Here is a 21,424-nt window from a genome sequence, read left to right on the forward strand (position 1 = left end):
ATCTCCAATATTCGGGTTTTATGATTTTACATGCTATGAAAAGAAATACACGACCCACAAAATGGAACGTTCCTATTGTTTTTTCAATTTTTGCGTGTTTAATGGCCTTTTAAAGCCGTTTTCAAACAGTGCTTAGTTCCCTAAATAAAGCGCAACTGAGATGATATAAACGAATGTATGTAGCTAGGCTAACTCTGTATTGTCGATAGTCTAGCTAAGTGTGATCCAGCATTGAGATTAATCGCAATCAAATTCCGGCCATTGGGTAACATAGTCTTCAAAATCTTGCTCTAAAGATACTTGATTATCTTTAGTAACCCGACCTTTAACGCTGATCCCTAATTGATGCATTTTTTCTTTACTTCCGTCATTAAGTAAAGGGTGCCAACTTGCTAAGCCTCTGCCTTCATGCAGTCGTCTATAACTGCAACTTTGTGGCATAAAGAAAATATCTTTCAGGTTTTCCTTTGTGAGCTTAACACATGAAGGCACTAACTGCTGTCGCTCGCTATAACGCGTACAACCGCACGTCTGCTCATCGATATACTGGCAAATTAAGCTCGTGTATATCAGAGTTTCCCCCTCTCGAAGGAAATCGGTACTGGCAAAGTCGTCGTCTTCTTCATAGTCGCTATCGATAAAACTATGCAAGCAGCATTTACCACATCCATCACAAATTGCCTCCCATTCTTGTTGGGTCATCTGCTCTAGGCTTTTTGTTTGCCAAAACTGTTGCTCGTTCATTTTTACTGCTTTACGGCTCTTCAATGCAGTAAAGTCTACTCAAATACCGGGCATGAAGCAAAGATCAGGCGTATTCAAGGCTTTTTGTTTTGGGCATGACAATATCAATACACAACCCACCTAATAAGCCATTGTGTGATGTCATGTGACCACCGTGCGCCGAAATGATTTTTTTGCATATAGCTAAGCCCATGCCTTTCGCATTACCGTTACGCACTCTTGACGGCTCTTCCCGATAAAGAGGCTCAAACAACATTTGATGCGCGTCATAAGTTAATGGTTTACCATTATCCTCAATGCGAATAACTAAGTTTTCTTCGTTCTCTATAAAGCTCATCGCTATTTCAACGCAACTGCCAGCATATTTGAGAGAGTTACTCACAATTTCTTTAATCACCTTAGTCATAGCTTGCGTATCAATGTTTATCGCATCCACGTCATATAGCTGACAGTTTAAGTTCAGTTTTTGCTTCTTTAAATCAATTAACTGAAGACACTGATGATACACCTCGTTGATATAGGGCTTAAGCTGGGTTTCGCTAATTTTTAAATTTTTTCCGATGTCGGCAGCATCACTCACCTGCATTAAGCCATTAATAAACTCATTGAGCTCATCTATTTTTTCGTGCAGCTTTTTATATGAGTCTTGCACGTTTTCAACAATATTATGCTCAAGTGACTCAACCTGTATCTTCATCACTGTCAGCGGTGTTCTTAATTCATGCGATAAGTCAGTAAACAAACGCTGTTCATTCTTTTTGATTTGCTCAGACTGCACCTTTGTGTAGTTTTGTCCTTCGATAACAGATTGATTCAAAGAGTCAACTTGACTTTGTAAATGGAACACCAATTGCCTTTGAACTGATTTATGCTGGATAGCCATTGCAACCGTGAATAAACATACCTCTATCAAGTACCCTATTTTTATATACGTCGCTATATCGAAAAAGCCAAATGCATCACCAAAACTTGCCCCTACAATTGTGAGCACGTTTACAAATAAAACGTGATTAAACAGGCTGATTGAGAACACACCTATACCTGGTGCTTTTTGTTGTAAAGACCAACGGCAAGTATAAAGAAAAATTGGGATGATAAGAGAGCTTGCAAGCAGGTTGTAAAAAACTGACCCGATTGTTAAAGCCACTGGCACCAAGCAAATGTATAGCGCGATACAGCCTTTATATATGCTGTCTAAACGAACATGAAAGAGTTGTAAGTGCAAAAACCGCCTAACAAAAAGAAGGTGAAAAATAGGCACTATTGCCATTAGTAAAATTGAAAAGTTATTTGAAACGTCACCAGAGTCAGGCCATAGGTATTGAAACGTTAATCCAGCCATATCAATAACAATTAAGAAAAACAGGCTCGTCCAAATAGCGTATAAAGCATTCGTCCAATTCGGGTTGAAGTATAAATTGACGAGTACGATTAATAATATTGCTATCACGACACCCGCTATTGCCGCATTGTTTATTAAACTATTTTGCGACGCTTGAATGAATCTATCTTGGTTGTATAAACGAATGTTTGCAGGCGCGTTGGCGAACGTTTGATACTTGATATAGAGCGTTTTAGTCTCACCTATTCCTATTTCAAGGGGTACATACATTTGCGGGTGTATTATGGGTCTATCGGAAAAGTTACTTGATTCGTCTAACTTAAGTATGGTTTGCCTTGTTTCGCCCCAATACATTTCTAAAATTGGTAGTCTTGCAAAACCGAAAGACACATACCATTTGGGCTGTTGTGTATTGTTTTTCAACGTTAACTTGGCCCATTTCCAATATCCTTTAACATTAGGCTTTTGAGCGGTGTATGGCTTAAGCACATGCTGTAAAGCTTGTAATTGACTCAGACTTGATATTTCGCGCTCGTAATCGAAAAAAAACGCTCCAAGACTATTTACTTCATATACGCCTTGATCATTTGATAGTTCAATTGTTCGTGCTTCATTGTAAGAATGATAGCAAACACAAAAAAATAGCATTAAATATTGAAGTAGTTTCATACCGCATGAGTAACGAATAGCAATTGCCAAAAATTGTATGAGAGGAAAATGTAGTAATTGTGGAGAGATTACATTTATTTCGTAATCCCGCCCGGATAAACAACACTAAAGTTGTAGTTTTATCTTAGATGAGTTGAAGCGTTACAAAGAAAACCTTAGGTTTTTTCGGCGTTAACAAATCATTTTTATCCCCAAGTGCGCAATAAACAAACAAGCGGTTAAAAAAGCGAATCACTGAAATATTTCTGTAATAAACTAATGGTCTAATCATCGCCCCTGAAATAAAAACATCATCAAATTGTCATATTTGATCAGTGAAAATAAGAGAATGTATATGCGTGATACCGCAACTTCCCCTTTCAATAAAGTTCTAAATTGGGCCGCTATTGCTCTATTAGTTTATATGGTACTTGTTGCCGTAGGCACCGTTAGTGGCGGTTTTAAACTTGCTTCAGGAGGAAGCGAAGGTGCAAAAGAAATTTTTGCTTTTGCTACTAATCCATTTGTTGCGCTTTTACTGGGAGCTTTAGCAACAGCACTGGTACAATCTTCTTCAACAGTTACATCAGTCATTGTTGGCCTAGTCGCGGGTGGTTTACCAATCAGTATCGCTATCCCCATGATAATGGGAGCAAACATAGGCACAACTATCACCAATACACTGGTTTCAATTGGACACATCCGTTCCAAAGAAGAGTTTCAACGCGCGTTTGCAGCGTCTACAGTACACGACTTTTTTAACCTTATTGCCGTTGCTATTTTCTTACCTCTAGAATTACTGTTTGGTTTATTAGAGAAAGTTGCTTCTAGCATGTCACACCTTTTTGTGGGTGATGCCGATTTGTCATTAAAAAGCTATAACTTTATAAAACCTCTGGTAAAACCAACTGTTGGTTTAATTAAAGATGGGTTGAGCTTCTTCGATGGTAAAGCGCTTGGTATCGCAATGGTGCTAGCGGGTATCGGGCTTATATTATTTGCAGTAACCGCACTTGGCAAATTGCTTAAAAAGGCGCTTGTAGGAAAAGCAAAAGACGTACTTCACAGTGCTCTTGGTAAAGGTCCATTGGCTGGCATTGGCTCAGGTGCATTAGTGACAGTGATGGTTCAATCATCGTCAACAACAACGAGCCTAATGATCCCACTTGCAGGAAGTGGTGTATTTACAACAAGACAGATCTATCCTTTCACACTAGGCGCGAACATTGGTACAACCATTACCGCATTGCTTGCTGCAACCTCTATCACAGGCCCAGCCGCGGAGGTCGCGCTGACGATTGCACTCGTTCATGTATTGTTTAATGTATTAGCAGTAACATTAATATATGGACTGCCAATGCTGCGTGAATTACCGCTCATCTGTGCTGAAAAACTAGCTCAAGTTGGTGCTAATAATAAACCTGCTGCACTTGGTTATGTACTCGGTTCATTCTTCATACTACCAGGATTAATCATGATGGCAGTTCGATAGCTACAAGCTCATCATTCATTTGTATTAAACGCCGCGTACCATCGCGGCGTTTTTCATTACAAATGGTGACTTAAAAGTGGTTAAAAACCATGCTAGCTTAAACATCCCACAAAAAGGAACAAATACTAACAAATAAGGAAATGTATGTTTGCATTTAGTCGCTCTACACTCGCGGTAACTTTGTCGCTATGCACGCTATCAGCACATGGTAATATGCTTGAAGATCGTTTTCCAATTGTAGAACAAGTTCAGTTAAGCGATGGCTCAACTGTGACAATACCATTCCATATTTCAGGTAACCTTACAACCGCACTTTTAGCCGTGATCAATACCAAACATGCAGCACAATTTATAGATCACAATGATTTCGAACCGATTGAAATAATGTGTGATGGTAAAAATACCCATCAAGGTATTGGCGTACTGTACTTTCAAGATATAGTGACCAATCCGGTTGGCGCCTATGTTGAGACAATCAACACAATTGGTGTAAAACGCAAATCGGCGCCGCCTTTAGAGCTCTCTTGTTTAGCACCATACGCCACAAAGTTTGAAAAAATGACATACCTGCTTACGGCGCAGCAGATAATGGCACAGGCCAATACCAACAATAGTTCATTAGGTATACCTTTAGACTATGCCATGTACAACCAAGACCTCAAATTGAATAATGACCGAGCCATAAAAGCGGGTATAGAGATATGGGGTTACCCAAAATCAAAAGCCCAAATGAATTACAGGGTCGATGAACATTATGTTGATTTACAAGTTAGAGACCTGCCCAGCTACACGCCTGTAGTGGAGTTTAGCTACTTGCGAAAAATTGGCACACAAACGCCCTTACATAGTGAAGGCGACAATGTGCTACCACAAAAACTCAACCCAAGTTCTAACACACAAGCACAACTAAAAGGTATTTTGACCTCAGATAAAGGCTGGATACAACCATTTGTTGGCTATTTTTGGGCCGGCCTATCAACCAGTAAAACTTCGCTGGCACTTCGCAAAACGCAGTTTGAGCCAGTTGCTGTTGTAGAGTACACACAGGTGAAGGGCGTTGCATTACCTTTATATACGCAATAAATATTTGCCAGAACTCTCAGACGCCAATATTTGAGCGCAAAAATAGCGCTTGATCTCAAATTCAGAGCGCTATATATTAAAGTTTCAGTAATTATTGAAACTTTATAACTATGATTCTTTCACCAAAAATTGAAAACTTTGTACTCCACTGCGGAGAAATGGGCAGTCGCTGGGGCTTTAACCGTACTATAGGCCAAATGGTCGGTTTACTTGTGATCCACGAACAACCACTCACAGCCAATGAAATAGCAGATTCTTTGAAGATCAGTCGTGGTAATGTGAGCATGGGGATCAAAGAATTGCAATCCTGGCAGCTCGTCAAGGTAACGCATATTCCAGGTGACAGAAAAGAATATTACGCGCCAAGTGGTAGCATTTGGGATCTTGCTAATCGCGTTTTTGAAGAACGTCGAAAAAGAGAAATTGACCCAACACTCTCATTGCTGCGCGATTTAATTTTAGACGGCGAAGAGTCTAAAAAAGAGGAGTATGCCCTTCAACAAATCCAGTCAATTCATGATTTATTAGAGACCGTAACCAAATGGTCTGCAGAGTTACAACGCCTATCCCCAGAACAATTGCAAACACTAATGAAATTAGGTTCGTCTGTTAGCAAAGTGATTGATTTGAAGGATAAATTATTGAAGAAGTCATAGTCGTCGAGGTGCGTCATGCTTGATACCTTGCTGTTGTCACGAATTCAGTTCGCTGCCAACATTAGTTTTCATATATTGTTTCCTACTATTACCATTGCTCTGGCATGGTTTTTAGTGTTCTTCAAAATAAAATATGACTTAACCGAACACCCAATTTGGCTTCGCGCCTATCGATTCTGGGTTAAAATATTTGCGCTAACATTCGCGCTCGGTGTCGTTAGCGGCATCACAATGTCCTTTCAATTTGGCACTAACTGGCCAGGGTTTTTGGAAAAGGTCGGTAATATTGCCGGGCCTTTATTAGGCTATGAGGTGCTTACGGCCTTTTTCATGGAAGCAACCTTCCTAGGCGTGATGCTTTTTGGTATGAAGCGGGTTCCACCAAAGATCCACACTGCTGCAACGCTGATAGTAGCAATTGGCACCACCTTGTCGGCATTTTGGATTTTATCGTTAAACTCATGGATGCAAACACCTACTGGATTTGAAATAAGAGATGGTGTGGTATTTCCAACCAATTGGTTTGAAGTTATTTTTAATCCCTCTTTCCCCTATCGCCTAACACATATGTTACTGGCAAGTGGACTGACAGCCGCTTTTCTAATTGCGGGTGTGAGTAGCTATCGACTGTTGAAAGGAGACGATAAACGTGCGCCACAGCTCACACTCAAGGTAGCGTTAACCGTTGCAGCGATATTGGCGCCACTGCAAATATTTGTGGGCGACTTGCATGGCCTAAATACTTTAGAACATCAGCCACAAAAAGTAGCAGCAATGGAAGGCGCATGGGAAACGCAAAAAGGCGTGCCGCTTTTATTGTTTGCAATTCCTAACGAACAAACGCGTTCAAACGACTACGAAATAGCTATTCCCAATCTCGCCAGTATTATTCTAACCCATGAAAAAGAGGGAGAAATAAAAGGACTCAACGCGTTTAAAAACGAGCACCCTCCTGTAAAACCAGTATTTTTCGGGTTTAGGGTAATGGTTGGTATGGGGCTACTCATGATCTTTGTCGCTGTATATTTTAGATTTGCTTTGTGGCGTCACAGTTATCTTACCGACTGGCAATTAAAAGTACTTGTTGCAATGAGTTTTTCAGGATGGATAGCCACGCTTGCTGGCTGGTACGTGACTGAAATTGGACGACAGCCCTTTATTGTTTCAGGTGTGTTGCAAGTATCGGACGTGGTTACCAACGTGCCACCGCAGAATGTTGCCATCTCTTTGACTATTTACCTCTGTGTTTATGTGCTGCTTTTAATTGCCTACATACGCACTGTGTTTTACACCGCTAACAAATCAGTAGAAGTGGAAGAGTTTGAACCGCTAAAAGTGAAGGAACTATCACATGCTTGAACCCACCACACTCTCTTATGTTTACGCATCATTAATGGCGTTAGCGGTACTCATTTACGCCATACTAGATGGCTATGATCTTGGTGTAGGCATTTTGTTGCCAATTGATAACGAACAACACGCCGATACCATGATAGCCTCCATTGGTCCTTTTTGGGATGCCAATGAGACTTGGCTGGTATTAGCTGTCGGCTTAGCGTTAATCGCCTTTCCGGTAGCACATAGTGTGATATTACAAGCTTTGTACCTTCCTATTACTTTGATGTTGGTTGGCTTAATCATCCGAGGGGTGTCTTTTGACTTTAGAGCCAAAGTTAAAACCAACAGAAAGTCGATGTGGAACAAGTTATTTAAGCTCGGTTCAATTATTACCTCGTTTATGCAAGGTTATATGCTGGGGTTGTACGTTATGTCGTTTGAACACAGCGCAACGTCGATATTATTTGCGTGTTTAAGTGGCATTGGAGTTTGCGCGGCTTATGCCCTAATCGGCGCAGCTTGGCTTGTGTTAAAAACCGAGGGCGAACTGCAACAAAAAGCGATAGCGTGGAATCAAGTATTTGCCCGAATAGCATTTTTAGGCGTTATTGCAGTATCTGCTATCAATCCGCTGATCAACCACAGTGTTTATGAGCGCTGGTTCGAATCGAATATCTTTGTATTGATACTACCTTTGCCAGTTATTTGCTTTGCGCTATTTGTGGTACTAGACAGAGTGCTCATTCACTTAAAAAAGAAGCCAGATGCTGGAGTGTGGCTACCTTTTGTCATCGCCGCAACCATATTTATATTGTGTTTTTTTGGCATTGTTTACAGCTTTTATCCATACATAGTGCCGGGAAAACTCACCATATTTGATGCGCTGGCAGCGCCTGAATCACTCAGCTTTTTATTTTATGGCGTTGTAGTGGTTGTACCTACAATTATGGCATATACCGCATTTTCGTATCGCGTGTTTTGGGGGAAAGTACAGCCTCTTTCATACTACTGACATTTTAATTAAGTAAAACAATAGCTAAGAATTCATTACACACTTGTAGGCAATATAGCCCAAACCAAAAAGGCAGCATGTTGGAATGCTGCCTTTTTTATTTTTCAAGTGCTCTTTCATCGTTCAAATCTTGGGGTACTCAAGGTCAGGTTTTCATATTTTGAACTGAAAACAATCAAACCTTGCGCCCTGCACTTCTACAATTTGTTCCTGATTTAGTGTAAAATTTCTACGAATTTATAAAGGATCAAATAAATGAATATAAACACAAAACACACTCTAATATCATTCGCCATGATTTCGTTACTCACAGCTTGTGGTGGCAGTAGTAAAGGAAGTGACAATACGAACGCAAATAGTGGCGGGGGCGCAGGAAAAGGAACCGTTTTACCTAAATTTACTACTGTAACAAGCGTTACAAGTTCATGTAGTGACATTGTTTCAACTCAATCGGATGTCGTTTTTCACAACGCAAACGGCAAAGTTGTTAGCACAACAAAGTCTGATAATTCAGGTAAAATTGACGCGAATATTCCTCAAGGTACTCAGCATATCTCTGTGATTATGTCTTCAACCGATAAGAACGGAAACAAGTCAACCTTCGTTGATACCTATTTAGATGTCGCAAATGGTTTAGCTCTGGATAACCTTAGTTTTTATGATTATGACGACACATGTACATGCAAATATGAAGCGCAAGTCAATATTTCCGAGTTGATAGACGCCTCGCCCTTCTACACTTTAGAGGGCATAAATTCACGGCCGATTGAGCTTTACATTGCGGGAGACACAGTGCAAATGTGCAGCCAATATCAGCATGCATACTTGTCAATTAAGGATAATTCCTTAGGTGACGTTAGAGCCGCAAAGGTTGATTTGTCCTCAGGGCAAGTTTACTTAAAAGATGCAGACTTTACGCATCAGGGTGTTAAAGTGGACTATTCTCACATCGATGAGCAATTAATGGGGACTGTCAATATCCGTGGCGCTATCGATAACCGTGATGTTTTTCATCAAGTATCAAGAAGGACCCCTGATAACCTTTATATATTCCCTACATTGGCCACAACTAACCACGCATCACTTGCTGATTTTGAAAGAATCAATCTTGATCAAGGTAGCTTAGAAGCTTTGTCTGTTGCATATAAAACCATTGATGAAAATGGCAACTTTGCACAACCTACGCACTTATCAGCATTTGATGTGGGCTATGAGTTTTCAAATAGCTTTGTTAATGCATTCATGTCGCAAAATGGCAATACAATGTCTTACGACTATACCAATGCTGTACCAAGCGCCGATAGAGTGGAATATATGATGGCATTTAATGACTTCAAACATGGTAGCGTTGAGTGGTATATAAACTCTGAAGCCAAGGCAACCATTCCAGACTTGGAGTTTGGCAGCATTCTTACTGACGATACAATGGATGAAAGCTCAATGCACGTGTCATTTCGCATCTACGACTACAACCATGAAGGTAGTTACATTGATTTTATGAACACCTTTAAGCGCCAGAGCTATGAACAGCGAATAGCGAGTGGCTTGTATGATGGAGGCGCTAGGCTTACGATAGACTTTAATGTGAACTAAATAAGCCCTTTTTAAGCTATATATGGCCATGCAGTAATGTATGGCCAGAAAATATCAAATTAAGCTTGAGTGACGAATTAAGCTTGAGTGACTGTCCCGTAGTTGTCCGTATTAAATTCCCCTTAAAAAGAAACGCTGGCCATTATCGAGACGTTCGCCTTTTAAATACATATTGGCAAATAGCGAGCCTTTAAACAGTTTGCACCAGCGTATTAATACCGCTCTATCACTTAGTCTTTGTGCTTTTTTATCATCAATATACAGCACAACGTGAGTATGGTTACTCATTACGGCATAAGCACACACGTCAATGCAAAACACTTGGGCTAAGAACAGTAAACGTTCTTCCACCCACCCTCGACGATGCTCGTACGACTTACCCGTTAGCTTATCTTCTCCGCACAAAAACGCGCGGCGAACACAGCGTGAAACACAATGATAATATGGTGTATCCGACAAACTGATTTGCCGCTTCCTTGCTAATCCCATCGTTCACTCCTTGAACTGAGAATTTGAAATGATTTTGAAGAAACTAAAGCTTAGGCAAGCCACCAAAAGTTTCAAGTTTGAGTGACTGTCCAGCTAAGTTGTCTTTGGCCTGTCTCATTGATGTATTTCTGGCGGGCTGCTGATTCAACATGATGACTTACAATCGAGTTCCCTAACGCATTGCCAAATGCATCAACCGCGACATTACCAAAGTCCCAGCTTGCCTCATTGCCAAAGAGCTTATCCGCACCATAACGGATACCTGATTGAATAATACCATTGATTGGATTCAATGTCCCTTTACCAATCGCGCCATAATCCCCCGGCGCAATCGCCGAAGTCAGTGCCGATGCAGCTACATCGCCCCATCTAAAGCTTGCTTGGTTACCAACAAGCTTGTTTGCCACCACCGAGCTGCCTGCTGCCGTTGCGCCTTTTATCGCTGCGCGCCCTGCCAGGTTCCAAGCCGATGCTCCTTCTTTGGCTGCACCTAGTGCACTGCCCATCCCCGCAGTTGCACCTGCTGTTAACCCTGAGGAAAAAGCATTTTTCAATGAGAAACTATCAACCGCGCCCATTGCTTTACCCACAACTTGTGATGCCACAGAGCCAACAAAGCCACCAACACCTGCTGCTACCATAGAACCTATTGCTGTCGTTGCTAAAGTGGCACCAGCTACTGTGCCTCCAGCCAGAGCAGTCACACCCGACGACATCGCAGCACCAAAGCCTAAGCCCGAACTACCAGCTCCTACCATCAAGTTTGCCGCAGCACCCGCTGTATAAATTGTTGCAACCACAGCAACCGCTATCATCACAATCGACGCCACCGCATTACACCCAGCCTGTGGCGGGGGTGGCACATAAGGCATCGCTGGCGTGGTATCGCCAATCACTTCACCCATGCAAATTGAGGTGGGTGTCCACGTTAAATACCCTGTCTTGAGTTAAACGCACAGTTTGACATTGCACGTTTTCAACTCTGTTTCCTCGCAATAATCAATAACGATTTTGATACATTTAACTACTATTTCGGCCCTTTGCTAGAACTACCAAACCACGCCTATTTGTATGTGTTTACCAAAGCGCTCACTTATATACTTAACGATCAACCTGTTGAAGCTATTCAACTTTTACAAGAAGGGATCGCATTGAATACCGAGAATGTGGCATTAAATAGCAATATGAAAAATGTGATCACCCTTTTAACCGAACCAAAAGGCGATAGTAGAGAAGACAGCCATCCAGAAGAAGATGACTTTGCAAACGAAACCAATTCTGTTCTGTTGGATATCTATAAAAATAGCTTCAATTGAATTGCACAGTAGCCGACTTTAGCGAATTCAATGTGTAGTTGAGCGGCTTGACACACTATGTGCTTGTTTACGCCTTTTGCTCCTAGAGTTTGCTCTTCCACCATAAACTAGCACCGTGTCCAGCTGATTTTCCTCAATGGGGCCCCTATTTATCTGACTTACAAGCTTAATTACTTCATTCAGTCAAATTAAACTTTGTCGACATGAATAGTTAGATTGATATGCACCAAAACTAAAAAATGTAATTTACACTGGTATCAGAACTTGAAAAGTGACAGAGCTAAAATGAAGCTAAAAAAATAGCCCAGCTAAAAGCAAGGGCTATCTTCAGTATGTTGCCAATTCACTGTATTTGGCTGTAAGCATTCGCAGCAATATTTAAATCTTCGGATACCCTATCCTATCAGACAAATAGCCTACGCTCGTTGCAAAATAGTATGAACGGTTCCAGTGCATCAATGCTTTGTAGTTATCGTACGCTAAATACATTCTGCCATTTTCATCATCAGGCATAACGAGCGCCGCAGTGACATTCACTTTAGGTAGATCACTGCCATCCGCTCTGCGCAACCCCAAGGCTTGCCACTGCTCTAATGGGCGTTCTGACTGTTGCCAATATTCAAGCCACTCTTTACGCGTTTTGGTACCACGTTTAAGAATATGCTTTTTATCAAAGTTATCTGGAAGCTGCACTTGACGGCCCCACGTTAAATCGTCATTCCAACCGGCTTGCTTGAGGTAATTTGCAATAGACGCGAACGCATCTACTTCTGTTGTCCAAATGTCTTTGCGACCATCTTTATTATAATCGACCGCATAAGCATTAAATGAGGTTGGCATAAACTGGGTTTGCCCCATGGCACCTGCCCAAGACCCCTTAAAATCATCTAACGAAATGTGCCCGTCTTTTAAGATGTCTAACGCAGCCCACAATTGGCGTTTATATAGTGTTTCGCGGCGACCATCAAACGCTAAAGTAACTAAAGCGCTTATGACCGGGTAACCGCCTTGAATACGACCGAAATTACTTTCTAAGCCCCATAAGGCAACAATAAATCTGGCTTGAACACCGTATTCTTTGGCTATTTTCTCTAAGATACCTTGGTGTTTTTTATAGAGTTTTCGCGCTTGGTTCACTTTCCATTTTGGAACACGTTTTGGTAGATAGGTTTCTAACGTTTCGACTACTTCTGGTTGGTTTTTATCGTTGCTAATCACTTTCTTTTTGAACTTTGCTGTAGCAAAAGCCTCTTGGATTAGTGCGTCGCTATATCCTTTTGCTTTTGCTTCAACTTTTAAATCAGCAACATACAGGTCGAACTTTTCTTGTGTATTTGCAAAAACTGAACTTGATAGGCATAAAGCGCTTACAAGCACTGTTAACTTTTTAATCACTAGACACTCCATTTTCTTTTTTAAACTGATCTAACAGGTTTTCTTCTGGTGGAGGAAGCTGTAAGTAAAAGCCCTCATTGCTTAACTTATCCTTAACGAGTGAAATATCAGCAATGCCTAACTTTGCACGTTTAGACAGGTCAAACATCATGACGTATTGAGGTCGCCCAAACATGTTCATGAGTGGCTCAGGTACCTTGCTAAAATCATCTCGTTTTTCTACATAAAGATAAGTGTCAGCTTTTTTTGTGCTTTTATATACGGCGGTGAGCATTATAACCCTATAAATTCTTGCTTATGTCTAGTCGGCACTATACCATGACACAATATGTATTTGGAAAGTTTTGCGACTTTCAATTGTATTATAAACGGGGCCAGAACAACCTAAGAGCCTCATACAAACTCTGTTTTTTTATTGGCATATTGTCAACTGAGTTTGTATAAGTATTGAGTCAGCATTTTATAGAGCGCTTATGTCAGAACAAACATTTGAGTTAAAAGGAAACCTTTTTACACTTTCGGTGTTGCACCTGTTCTCAGTCAATATCACCAATCTTAAAAAAGACTTAGACGAAAAGATTTCTCAAGCTCCTAAATTTTTTATTGGGGCACCTATCGTCATTAACCTCGCTAAATTACAAGACGAACAAATAGACTTTTCAGCACTAAAACAAGCTTTGCTTGATCTACAGTTAAACCCTGTGGGTATTTGCAATGGCAGTACACAACAAAATGAAGAGGCTAAAAGTGCATCTTTGTCAGTGTTGAACTATAGCGAAGACATCGCAAAACCAGTGCCTGCCGCCAATGTCACCACAGAGGTAGTAGAAAAGGCGGTTTACCTACCACCACAAGTGGTTAAAACAACCGTGAGATCTGGGCAACAAATTTATGCCAAAAACCGTGATTTGATTGTTATGGGGGCGGTAAGTAATGGTGCAGAAGTAATTGCAGATGGCAATATCCATGTTTATGGTACACTGAGAGGCCGCGCAATTGCTGGCGCTCAAGGTTACGAAGACGCAACAATATTTTGTCAGCGTTTTGAAGCCGAATTGGTTTCTATAAACGGTAGCTACTGGACCAGCGATTCATCACAAGGTGAGCACTGGGGGCAGGCAGCACAAGTAAAACAACTAAACGATTCATTAGAAATATCAGCTTTGGTCAAAGGATAAATCAGATGGCAAAAATTATTGTCGTAACTTCAGGTAAAGGCGGTGTAGGCAAAACCACGTCTAGCGCAGCCATCGGTACAGGCCTTGCACTTAAAGGCTACAAAACAGCCATAATCGATTTTGATATTGGCCTTCGTAATTTAGACTTGATCATGGGCTGCGAGCGTCGTGTAGTTTATGATTTTGTAAATGTAATCAACGGTGAAGCAAACCTAAACCAAGCTTTGATCAAAGATAAGCGTGTTGAGAAACTTTTCATTCTACCTGCATCGCAAACGCGCGACAAAGACGCACTCACACGCGAAGGCGTAGAGCGCGTATTAAACGAAATGAAAGACAGCTTTGATTTTATTATTTGTGACTCTCCAGCAGGTATCGAAGCAGGCGCAATGATGGCACTCTATTTTGCCGATGAAGCCATTGTTACAACAAACCCAGAAGTCTCTTCAGTTAGAGATTCAGACCGTATTCTAGGTATTTTGCAAAGCAAGTCAAAACGTGCTGAAGAAGGTTTAGAGCCAGTTAAAGAACATTTATTACTGACTCGATACAATCCTGAGCGCGTCGAGAATGGCGAAATGTTATCGGTTGAAGACGTGCAAGAAATCTTGGCTATCGACTTACTAGGCGTTATTCCTGAGTCAAAAGCTGTGTTGAATGCTTCAAACTCCGGCCAACCGGTTGTTCTGGATGGTGAGTCTGACGCAGGCCAAGCATACAGCGATGCGATTAATCGCCTACTTGGTGAACTTGTTGATTTCCGTTTTCTTAATGTTGAGAAAAAGGGTTTATTAAAACGGATTTTTGGAGGTTAATGTGTCATTACTTGACTACTTTCGCTCAGAAAAGAAAAACAGTGCATCGCTTGCCAAAGAGCGACTGCAAATTATAGTTGCCCACGAACGCTCAAAACGTGGTACACCTGATTACTTACCACAGTTAAAACAAGACATTTTGGATGTGATCAGAAAGTACGTAAAAGTAGACTCTGATGCGGTCAATGTGCAATTTGAACAAAATGAAGATGATTTAGCTGTTTTGGAGCTTAACGTCACTTTGCCTGATGATGATAAAGAGACAAAATAACTAAATGCCAACTTATAACATCTACCTGTTGCCATAACTTTGCGCCACAGGTAGATATTATTTATTACCCAATCTTACACATCCCACTCAGCTAACTTATCCTTGACCAAGTCGTAACGCCACTCTTTGAGTAAATCAGGCTTTAGTAAACTCGCTCGCTCTTCAGCTGTTTTTTTCCAATTCCAGCTAATAAGTTGATTTATTTGCTTTTTAGATGCTAACACATCAGCAGGAATTGAGTTTCGTAGCGCTATTTGCTTAATTTCATTACTCAACTCTTTGGCTGCTTTTTTGTAGTTTGGATAGTCAATTAAGCGTAATAGCTTTTTAGGACAACTGGGCTCACTCACTGATTTACCCTTCTCGATACACGCTAGTATTTCCTTACCCGAACGGTTCACTTCCATCGCTTCAACGCCCGGAACATTTCTCAACCCGTTAAGAGACGTCGGCCTGCGTTTAGCAATTTCAACCATATTATGTTCTTTAAGAATGAAGCTAAGCGCAAGATTTTTTCTTTGCGCTTTATTTCTACGCCAAGCTGCCAGCTCTTTGAGTACTGCCAAATCACGAGGTTTAAGCTGCCATGCATTTTTTATATCGAGATAAACTTGCTCGTCCGGAATGATAAAAGCACGCTTAGCGGCAATTAGTTCACACTCAGAGGTAACAATATCCGCGAGATTTTGCTCACTAATACGTGCAAAAATGTTCTCAAAGCATGGCATAAGATAAAACACATCTGACGCTGCGTAATCGAGCTGCTTTTGAGTCAGAGGCCTTTGCAGCCAATTAGTGCGCGATTCACTTTTATCAATCTCTACATCTAAAATGGTTTTAACCATATTGGCAAAGCCGACACAGTTTCCTTCCCCAAGTAATTGCAGTGCAAACTGGGTATCGAACATGGGCGCAGGCACAAACCCTGCAAAATTTTGAAAAACTTCAATATCTTCTGAAGGAGAGTGGAGTACTTTTAATACATTTGGATTTTTGCAGACATCCCACAAAGTGGAAAAGTCTAATTCAAGTAATGGATCAATCAACCCCAAGTGGTTATTGGCAAAAACCTGTATTAGGGCGACTTCCGGATAAAGCGTTCTACGACGCATGAATTCAGTATCAAGCGCCACGACTTTTGTGTCAGCTATTTTACTAACAAATTGATTAAGCTCTACTTGTGATTGAATTACTTGGTACTGCACTGCGTCTCCTGGACATTATTATTTACAAAAAAAAGCCGGCTTATGCCGGCATTCTTTTATTCCTTTAAGGCCCTGCGTAAGATCTTACCTACGTTCGTTTTTGGTAGTTCATCTCTAAACTCTACCAATTTCGGTACCTTATAATTGGTCAAATTATCACGACAATGCTTGATTATATCCTTTTCTGTCAGTGATGGGTCTTTTTTCACGACGAAAACTTTAACTTGCTCACCACTCACATCATGAGGAATGCCGACCGCGGCAACTTCCAATACCCCGTCATGCATCGCGACTACTTCTTCAACTTCATTTGGGAAAACGTTAAAGCCAGACACAATAATCATGTCTTTTTTGCGGTCAACGATGTAGAAGAAGCCCTCTTCATCAAATGTTGCAATATCACCAGTAGCGAACCAGCCGTCTTTCAAACATTCAGCGGTTGCGTCGGGACGATTGTAGTAACCAGCCATTACTTGCGGGCCTTTGACACACAACTCCCCTGCTTCTCCAAGACCTGCCTCTTCACCATTTTCGAGTAAGATTTTTAACTCAGTGCTTGGTGCTGGTAAACCAATTGAACCGTTATACCCATCAAGATCATACGGACAAATCGTAACTAACGGGGCACACTCAGTTAGACCATAGCCTTCCATCAGTTTGCTACGCGTCACTTTTTGCCAACGTTCCGCTACTGGACGCTGAACTGCCATACCGCCGCCTAGAGACATTTTTAGGTGCGAAAAATCTAATTCAGCAAAGCCTGGCGTGTTTAATAGGCCATTGAACAAAGTGTTTACACCCGTAATCGCCGTAAATGGATATTTTGAAAGCTCTTTAACAAACCCTGGCATATCACGCGGGTTTGTGATCAAAATATTGTGCCCGCCATACTTCATAAACGTTAGGCAGTTAGCCGTCAACGCAAAGATATGATAGAGTGGCAGTGCGGTAATAACCACTTCTTTACCTGCATCGAGTACCTTGTCTAAACAGCCTGAAACCTGTTCTAAGTTACCCACCATGTTACCGTGCGTCAGCATAGCGCCTTTTGACACACCAGTCGTACCACCTGTGTATTGTAAAAATGCCAAATCATCCAGCGTAACATTCGGTACTTTATACGCATTTGGATCTGCACTTACTACCTTACGAAAAGGAATTGGATTTGGCAGCGTATATTCTGGCACCATCTTTTTAACGTGCTTAACAACAAAATTCACTAAGTGCTTTTTAACGCCACCCAACATATCGCCTATTTCTGTTAAAACAATATGCTTAACTTGCGTTTGCGGTAACGCTTTTTGCAGAGTTTGGGCGAAATTAGCCAAAATGAAAATGGCTTTTGTTTCTGAATCATTCAGCTGATGCTCTAGCTCTCGCACTGTATAAAGTGGGTTAACATTAACCACTGTACAACCAGCTCGCAAAATACCCAATATAGAAATCGGTGTTTGCAGCAAGTTAGGCATCATGACAGCAACTTTGTCACCTTTGCCTAATTTCAACGTATTCTGGATGTAGCTAGCAACAGCTTTGGTTTTTTCATCAACTTGTTTATAAGTTAACGTCTTGTCCATATTTGTATATGCAGGCAAAGACGAGAATTCGGAAAAGCTTTTGTCAAACAATTCAAGCAACGAGTTGTAATGTTCTGGGTCAATAGTTTCAGGCATCCCTTCTGGATAGCGCTTTAGCCAGATTTTTTCCACTCTTAGCTCCTGTGTTTTAGTTATAATTTTTGATACTTAACCTTAATCGATATAAGGCACTTTAACAATTGAGCAAATACTCTAATGCGGGGATATTCCCACATTTGTTGCGAATATACAATCAAGATACGGTAAATCTATTCAGGTGCTGTTCAATTATCTGCGCACATTGAGACGGATTTTCCATGTGACAATGATGCCCTCCTGAAACTTGCTCAATTTGTAAGTTATTGAACTTTTTAGCGAAGATGCTTTTATTTAACTGAATAAATTCATAGCCCTGAGCGGCTTCAATAAGCAAACTCGGTGTGTGCACATCTGACAGTATTTCAAGTGCTTGAGCTTGAGTAAAACGAAATGCAGACTGTGTTTTTAGTCGAGGATCTGTTGTCAAATAGTAGCCCCCTTCAACTTTTTGAGTATTTCTTTGCATAAGTAACGCTGCGTTTTCATAGCCCAAATCACCCGCATTGCTTCGAGCAACTGCAAGTGCATTAAAGTTTGAATAAAGCCGTTTACTAAACTGCTCCGTACTTTTGCGCTGCTTAAATGCATCAAGTATTTGTTGTTTTAATGCAGGGGGTTCAGTGCAAACTAAACCAAAACCTTCAATCATCGTCAGTGTTTTAACTCGACTAGGGTACAATGATGTAAATAAACCACAGATCATCGCGCCCATTGAGTGCCCAACTAAATGGCACTGTTCTAATTCCAGCCCATCAACTAGACTCAACAAGTCATATACATAGTCAATAAAGTAGTAGTGCGCATCGTTAGACCGCCAGTTTGACATGCCATGGCCGACTTGATCTATGCTGATCCATTGCCTGTGGTCGCTAAGGTGCTTGAATAGACGCATAAAGCTATTACTATTATCAAGCCATCCATGCAAGCAAATAACGGTTTCTTCACCACTACCATGTACTTGCCCTGACAACCCAAGTTGCGCTAGTAACCCCTCTAAATCATGATGTTCATTCATCACTTTACTCATTTATTAAACTTGTAATGCCCTCTATCCTACTGCAACTTTGTTTTGATTCAATCACTAAGCTTGTATCCAGTTCGCTTTTTTGCCGATGAAAAACATATAGTCATCACATTTTGATACGAATAAGAGTATGATATGCGCGAAATTACACGGGGATCCAAAAGGTTTATTCAAATGAAAAAAACAATGAGTTTAATCGCTTCGGGAATATTATTCGCAGCTAATGCGAGCGCAGAGTCGACACCAAAAAACATTATTTTTATGATAGGTGATGGTATGGGACCTGCCTATACAACAGCATACCGATACTATATGGATGACAAATCAACTCCTGATGTTGAACAAACTGTTTTTGATTCAATTTTAGTTGGCATGGCACGTACTTACCCAGATGATAAAACGATTGTTACTGATAGCGCAGCAGCTGCTACTGCACTCAGCACAGGGCAAAAAACTTACAACGGTGCAATTGCTGTTTCAACGGATAAAAAGCCAATTAAAACCATGTTAGAAGTAGCAAAAGAAAAAGGGATGACCACCGCTTTAGTAGCGACTTCTCAAGTTAATCATGCAACACCAGCAAGTTTCGTTGCACACAATGATTACCGTCGCAATTATGATGCTATTGCAAACGACTTTGTTGATAACCAAATTAAAGGCCGTCTTCCCGTAGACCTAATTTTAGGTGGTGGCACAGAGTATTTTATCCGTGAAGATAGAAACATCGTCGAAGAGCTAAAAAAAGCAGGTTATATCTATAGCGATTCGTTAACGAGCATAAACTCATTAGATAAATTACCAGCAATCGGCTTATTCGCGCCAAAAGGCCTACCTCATGCGATTGACAAAGACCCTAACCGTCTAGAGAGCATGACCAATAAAGCGCTATCATTACTTGATAAACAAAGCGAAAAGGGCTTTTTTGCGATGATTGAAGGCAGCCAAATCGATTGGTGTGCGCATAGTAACGATATCGCCTGTGCGATGCACGAAATGCATGACTTCGCCAACGCCATCAAAGCCGTAAAACAGTATATTGATTCTCATCCTGATACTTTGTTAGTTGTCACTGCGGATCATTCTACTGGTGGCGTAACCTTGGGGGCTGCGGGTCAATACCGCTGGGAACGTGATGTAGTTAAAGGCGTTAAAGGTTCGGCGGAACCAATCGCAAAAAAATTGCTTGCCGCACAGGATATGGAACATGTTTGGGTAGCACAAACAAACCTTCCCTACGATAAGCAAACCCAACTGAAATTACAAAATGCCAAAAATATCGACCTGAAGGCGTTAACTAACACAGTTAAACAAATAATAAATGAAGCAAGTTACACAGGCTGGACGACCACAGGCCATACAGCAGTAGACGTACAGGTGTTTGCATACGGCAAAGGTGCTGAACACTTTATTGGTGGCCAAAACAATACAGACATTGCAGCTAAATTATTATCGTTTATCAGTAAATAATTTTTACACATCAACTGTGGTTTCTTATGAAGCGGTGTTTTTCACCGCTTTTTGCTGCTCATTTAACAATTTTATAGCCCGCTCTAACGGCATCGCGTGATAATAAAAGTACCCTTGTACGTAGTCTATTTGAGCACTGGTTACGACGTTTTCGTCATCAATAGACTCAACCCCTTCCGCAACTGTTTTAAACCCCAACTTTTTGCATAAGCTGACTAAGTCACAATATAAAGCAGCAGCTCTGTGATTCGACGAATCGGGTAAAAGACTTCTGTCTAGTCTAGTTTGATGGTCTCAATACTAAGTCTTGTGGTTGAGCCTAACTTGACCACTTTCGATATAGAAGTATCCTGTTGTTACAGCAAAACATGTAACTACCATGATCGGCGCTGCGATGGTGTGAATACGCAGGTTTTTCGAAAGATGGTACGAAAAGGAAATCAAACTTAATAAGGGAAACAATCCCCAAACGAGCGCGTTAAAGTCATTTAAATAACGATAACCTTCGCCCAAACTTGATAACTTAAACCATTGGTTTACTAGAGTTATCAACGAAGCGACGATAAAAAACGGTATAAGCGCAATGTAACTGTCCACTTCCCCGTCAGTGAGACACCTGTAAACTAGAGTTTTCTAACTTTGCCCGGTAAGCTGCTGGCGGCAGATCACCGAGACTTTCA

General features: G+C 41.1%; 19 protein-coding genes and 2 pseudogenes. 11 read left to right on the plus strand and 10 right to left on the minus strand.

Annotated features, from left to right (window positions below; genetic code table 11):
* Window positions 1–237: 237 nt before the first annotated feature.
* Together ACW689_RS16090 and ACW689_RS16095 are read right to left on the minus strand one after the other, a co-directional pair.
* On the minus strand, window positions 238–744 hold the full coding sequence (locus tag ACW689_RS16090) for a YcgN family cysteine cluster protein (protein WP_476292967.1): 507 nt from the start codon (window positions 742–744) through the stop codon (window positions 238–240).
* Between the two features lie 64 nt (window positions 745–808).
* A complete protein-coding gene (locus ACW689_RS16095; RefSeq protein ID WP_476292968.1) occupies window positions 809–2,755 on the minus strand; it encodes a sensor histidine kinase in 1,947 nt (648 codons plus the stop codon).
* A gap of 334 nt (window positions 2,756–3,089) precedes the next feature.
* On the opposite strand from ACW689_RS16095, the gene ACW689_RS16100 reads away from it, so the two are divergent.
* The 6 genes from ACW689_RS16100 (at window position 3,090) to ACW689_RS16125 (ending at window position 9,908) form a co-directional block, all read left to right on the plus strand.
* Window positions 3,090–4,226: a Na/Pi symporter gene (locus tag ACW689_RS16100; RefSeq protein ID WP_476292969.1), complete on the plus strand. Its 1,137-nt coding sequence runs from the start codon at window positions 3,090–3,092 to the stop codon at window positions 4,224–4,226.
* Between the two features lie 144 nt (window positions 4,227–4,370).
* On the plus strand, window positions 4,371–5,309 hold the full coding sequence (locus ACW689_RS16105) for an acetoacetate decarboxylase family protein (RefSeq protein ID WP_476292970.1): 939 nt from the start codon (window positions 4,371–4,373) through the stop codon (window positions 5,307–5,309).
* 110 nt (window positions 5,310–5,419) lie between these two features.
* A complete protein-coding gene (locus ACW689_RS16110; RefSeq protein ID WP_476292971.1) occupies window positions 5,420–5,965 on the plus strand; it encodes a GbsR/MarR family transcriptional regulator in 546 nt (181 codons plus the stop codon).
* A 15-nt stretch (window positions 5,966–5,980) separates the two neighbouring features.
* A complete protein-coding gene (locus ACW689_RS16115; RefSeq protein WP_476292972.1) occupies window positions 5,981–7,324 on the plus strand; it encodes a cytochrome ubiquinol oxidase subunit I in 1,344 nt (447 codons plus the stop codon).
* Window positions 7,317–8,315, plus strand: a complete 999-nt coding sequence (locus tag ACW689_RS16120; RefSeq protein WP_476292973.1) for a cytochrome d ubiquinol oxidase subunit II — start codon at window positions 7,317–7,319, stop codon at window positions 8,313–8,315. The genes ACW689_RS16115 and ACW689_RS16120 overlap by 8 nt, the downstream gene beginning before the upstream one ends.
* A gap of 255 nt (window positions 8,316–8,570) precedes the next feature.
* Window positions 8,571–9,908, plus strand: a complete 1,338-nt coding sequence (locus ACW689_RS16125) for a hypothetical protein (protein WP_476292974.1) — start codon at window positions 8,571–8,573, stop codon at window positions 9,906–9,908.
* Window positions 9,909–10,034: 126 nt separating this feature from the next.
* Here ACW689_RS16125 and ACW689_RS16130 read toward each other — a convergent pair.
* Window positions 10,035–10,397, minus strand: a pseudogene (locus ACW689_RS16130) (transposase); the annotation flags it as partial.
* 71 nt (window positions 10,398–10,468) lie between these two features.
* On the minus strand, window positions 10,469–11,302 hold the full coding sequence (locus ACW689_RS16135) for a hypothetical protein (RefSeq protein ID WP_476292975.1): 834 nt from the start codon (window positions 11,300–11,302) through the stop codon (window positions 10,469–10,471).
* A 135-nt stretch (window positions 11,303–11,437) separates the two neighbouring features.
* Between ACW689_RS16135 and ACW689_RS16140 the strand changes: the two genes are divergently transcribed.
* The gene (locus tag ACW689_RS16140; protein ID WP_476292976.1) at window positions 11,438–11,713 is read left to right on the plus strand and encodes a hypothetical protein; all 276 of its coding nucleotides are present in this window, start codon (window positions 11,438–11,440) and stop codon (window positions 11,711–11,713) included.
* Between the two features lie 378 nt (window positions 11,714–12,091).
* On the opposite strand, the gene ACW689_RS16145 is transcribed toward ACW689_RS16140, so the two are convergent.
* Together ACW689_RS16145 and ACW689_RS16150 are read right to left on the minus strand one after the other, a co-directional pair.
* Window positions 12,092–13,108 carry a lytic murein transglycosylase gene (locus tag ACW689_RS16145; RefSeq protein WP_476292977.1) on the minus strand — a complete coding sequence of 339 codons (1,017 nt, stop codon included), beginning with the start codon at window positions 13,106–13,108 and terminating at the stop codon, window positions 12,092–12,094.
* Complete coding sequence (locus tag ACW689_RS16150) at window positions 13,101–13,382, minus strand: YcgL domain-containing protein (RefSeq protein ID WP_476292978.1); 282 nt, start codon at window positions 13,380–13,382, stop codon at window positions 13,101–13,103. The genes ACW689_RS16145 and ACW689_RS16150 overlap by 8 nt, the downstream gene beginning before the upstream one ends.
* Before the next feature lie 199 nt (window positions 13,383–13,581).
* On the opposite strand from ACW689_RS16150, the gene minC reads away from it, so the two are divergent.
* Genes minC through minE form a run of 3 tightly spaced genes read left to right on the plus strand, consistent with a single transcriptional unit; the run spans window position 13,582 to window position 15,372 of the window.
* Window positions 13,582–14,286 carry a septum site-determining protein MinC gene (gene minC, locus ACW689_RS16155; protein WP_476292979.1) on the plus strand — a complete coding sequence of 235 codons (705 nt, stop codon included), beginning with the start codon at window positions 13,582–13,584 and terminating at the stop codon, window positions 14,284–14,286.
* A gap of 5 nt (window positions 14,287–14,291) precedes the next feature.
* Window positions 14,292–15,101, plus strand: a complete 810-nt coding sequence (gene minD / locus ACW689_RS16160) for a septum site-determining protein MinD (RefSeq protein ID WP_476292980.1) — start codon at window positions 14,292–14,294, stop codon at window positions 15,099–15,101.
* 1 nt (window position 15,102) lies between these two features.
* Window positions 15,103–15,372 (plus strand): cell division topological specificity factor MinE, encoded by a 270-nt coding sequence (gene minE / locus ACW689_RS16165; protein WP_476292981.1) that lies wholly within the window; start codon window positions 15,103–15,105, stop codon window positions 15,370–15,372.
* A gap of 74 nt (window positions 15,373–15,446) precedes the next feature.
* On the opposite strand, the gene rnd is transcribed toward minE, so the two are convergent.
* The 3 genes from rnd to ACW689_RS16180 all read right to left on the minus strand — a co-directional run bounded on the left by rnd (window position 15,447) and on the right by ACW689_RS16180 (window position 19,280).
* A complete protein-coding gene (gene rnd, locus ACW689_RS16170; RefSeq protein WP_476292982.1) occupies window positions 15,447–16,577 on the minus strand; it encodes a ribonuclease D in 1,131 nt (376 codons plus the stop codon).
* Between the two features lie 56 nt (window positions 16,578–16,633).
* Window positions 16,634–18,286 (minus strand): long-chain-fatty-acid--CoA ligase FadD, encoded by a 1,653-nt coding sequence (gene fadD, locus ACW689_RS16175; protein WP_476292983.1) that lies wholly within the window; start codon window positions 18,284–18,286, stop codon window positions 16,634–16,636.
* Window positions 18,287–18,407: 121 nt separating this feature from the next.
* Window positions 18,408–19,280 (minus strand): alpha/beta fold hydrolase, encoded by an 873-nt coding sequence (locus ACW689_RS16180; protein WP_476292984.1) that lies wholly within the window; start codon window positions 19,278–19,280, stop codon window positions 18,408–18,410.
* A gap of 171 nt (window positions 19,281–19,451) precedes the next feature.
* On the opposite strand from ACW689_RS16180, the gene ACW689_RS16185 reads away from it, so the two are divergent.
* Window positions 19,452–20,744, plus strand: coding sequence for an alkaline phosphatase (locus ACW689_RS16185; protein WP_476292985.1), 1,293 nt, complete (start codon window positions 19,452–19,454; stop codon window positions 20,742–20,744).
* A 24-nt stretch (window positions 20,745–20,768) separates the two neighbouring features.
* Here the strand turns inward: ACW689_RS16185 and ACW689_RS16190 are convergent.
* Window positions 20,769–21,014, minus strand: a pseudogene (locus ACW689_RS16190) (EAL domain-containing protein); the annotation flags it as partial.
* Window positions 21,015–21,424: the final 410 nt, after the last annotated feature.

This window comes from Pseudoalteromonas sp. ABE4_541 (assembly GCF_056312285.1).

Bases quoted from the DNA above. Each gene is read 5' to 3' on its own strand.
- ACW689_RS16090 (WP_476292967.1), bottom strand. From the start codon at position 744: ATGAACGAGCAACAGTTTTGGCAAACAAAAAGCCTAGAGCAGATGACC.
- ACW689_RS16095 (WP_476292968.1), bottom strand. From the start codon at position 2,755: ATGAAACTACTTCAATATTTAATGCTATTTTTTTGTGTTTGCTATCAT.
- ACW689_RS16100 (WP_476292969.1), top strand. From the start codon at position 3,090: ATGCGTGATACCGCAACTTCCCCTTTCAATAAAGTTCTAAATTGGGCC.
- ACW689_RS16105 (WP_476292970.1), top strand. From the start codon at position 4,371: ATGTTTGCATTTAGTCGCTCTACACTCGCGGTAACTTTGTCGCTATGC.
- ACW689_RS16110 (WP_476292971.1), top strand. From the start codon at position 5,420: ATGATTCTTTCACCAAAAATTGAAAACTTTGTACTCCACTGCGGAGAA.
- ACW689_RS16115 (WP_476292972.1), top strand. From the start codon at position 5,981: ATGCTTGATACCTTGCTGTTGTCACGAATTCAGTTCGCTGCCAACATT.
- ACW689_RS16120 (WP_476292973.1), top strand. From the start codon at position 7,317: ATGCTTGAACCCACCACACTCTCTTATGTTTACGCATCATTAATGGCG.
- ACW689_RS16125 (WP_476292974.1), top strand. From the start codon at position 8,571: ATGAATATAAACACAAAACACACTCTAATATCATTCGCCATGATTTCG.
- ACW689_RS16135 (WP_476292975.1), bottom strand. From the start codon at position 11,302: ATGGGTGAAGTGATTGGCGATACCACGCCAGCGATGCCTTATGTGCCA.
- ACW689_RS16150 (WP_476292978.1), bottom strand. From the start codon at position 13,382: ATGCTCACCGCCGTATATAAAAGCACAAAAAAAGCTGACACTTATCTT.
- minC (WP_476292979.1), top strand. From the start codon at position 13,582: ATGTCAGAACAAACATTTGAGTTAAAAGGAAACCTTTTTACACTTTCG.
- minD (WP_476292980.1), top strand. From the start codon at position 14,292: ATGGCAAAAATTATTGTCGTAACTTCAGGTAAAGGCGGTGTAGGCAAA.
- ACW689_RS16180 (WP_476292984.1), bottom strand. From the start codon at position 19,280: ATGAGTAAAGTGATGAATGAACATCATGATTTAGAGGGGTTACTAGCG.
- ACW689_RS16185 (WP_476292985.1), top strand. From the start codon at position 19,452: ATGAAAAAAACAATGAGTTTAATCGCTTCGGGAATATTATTCGCAGCT.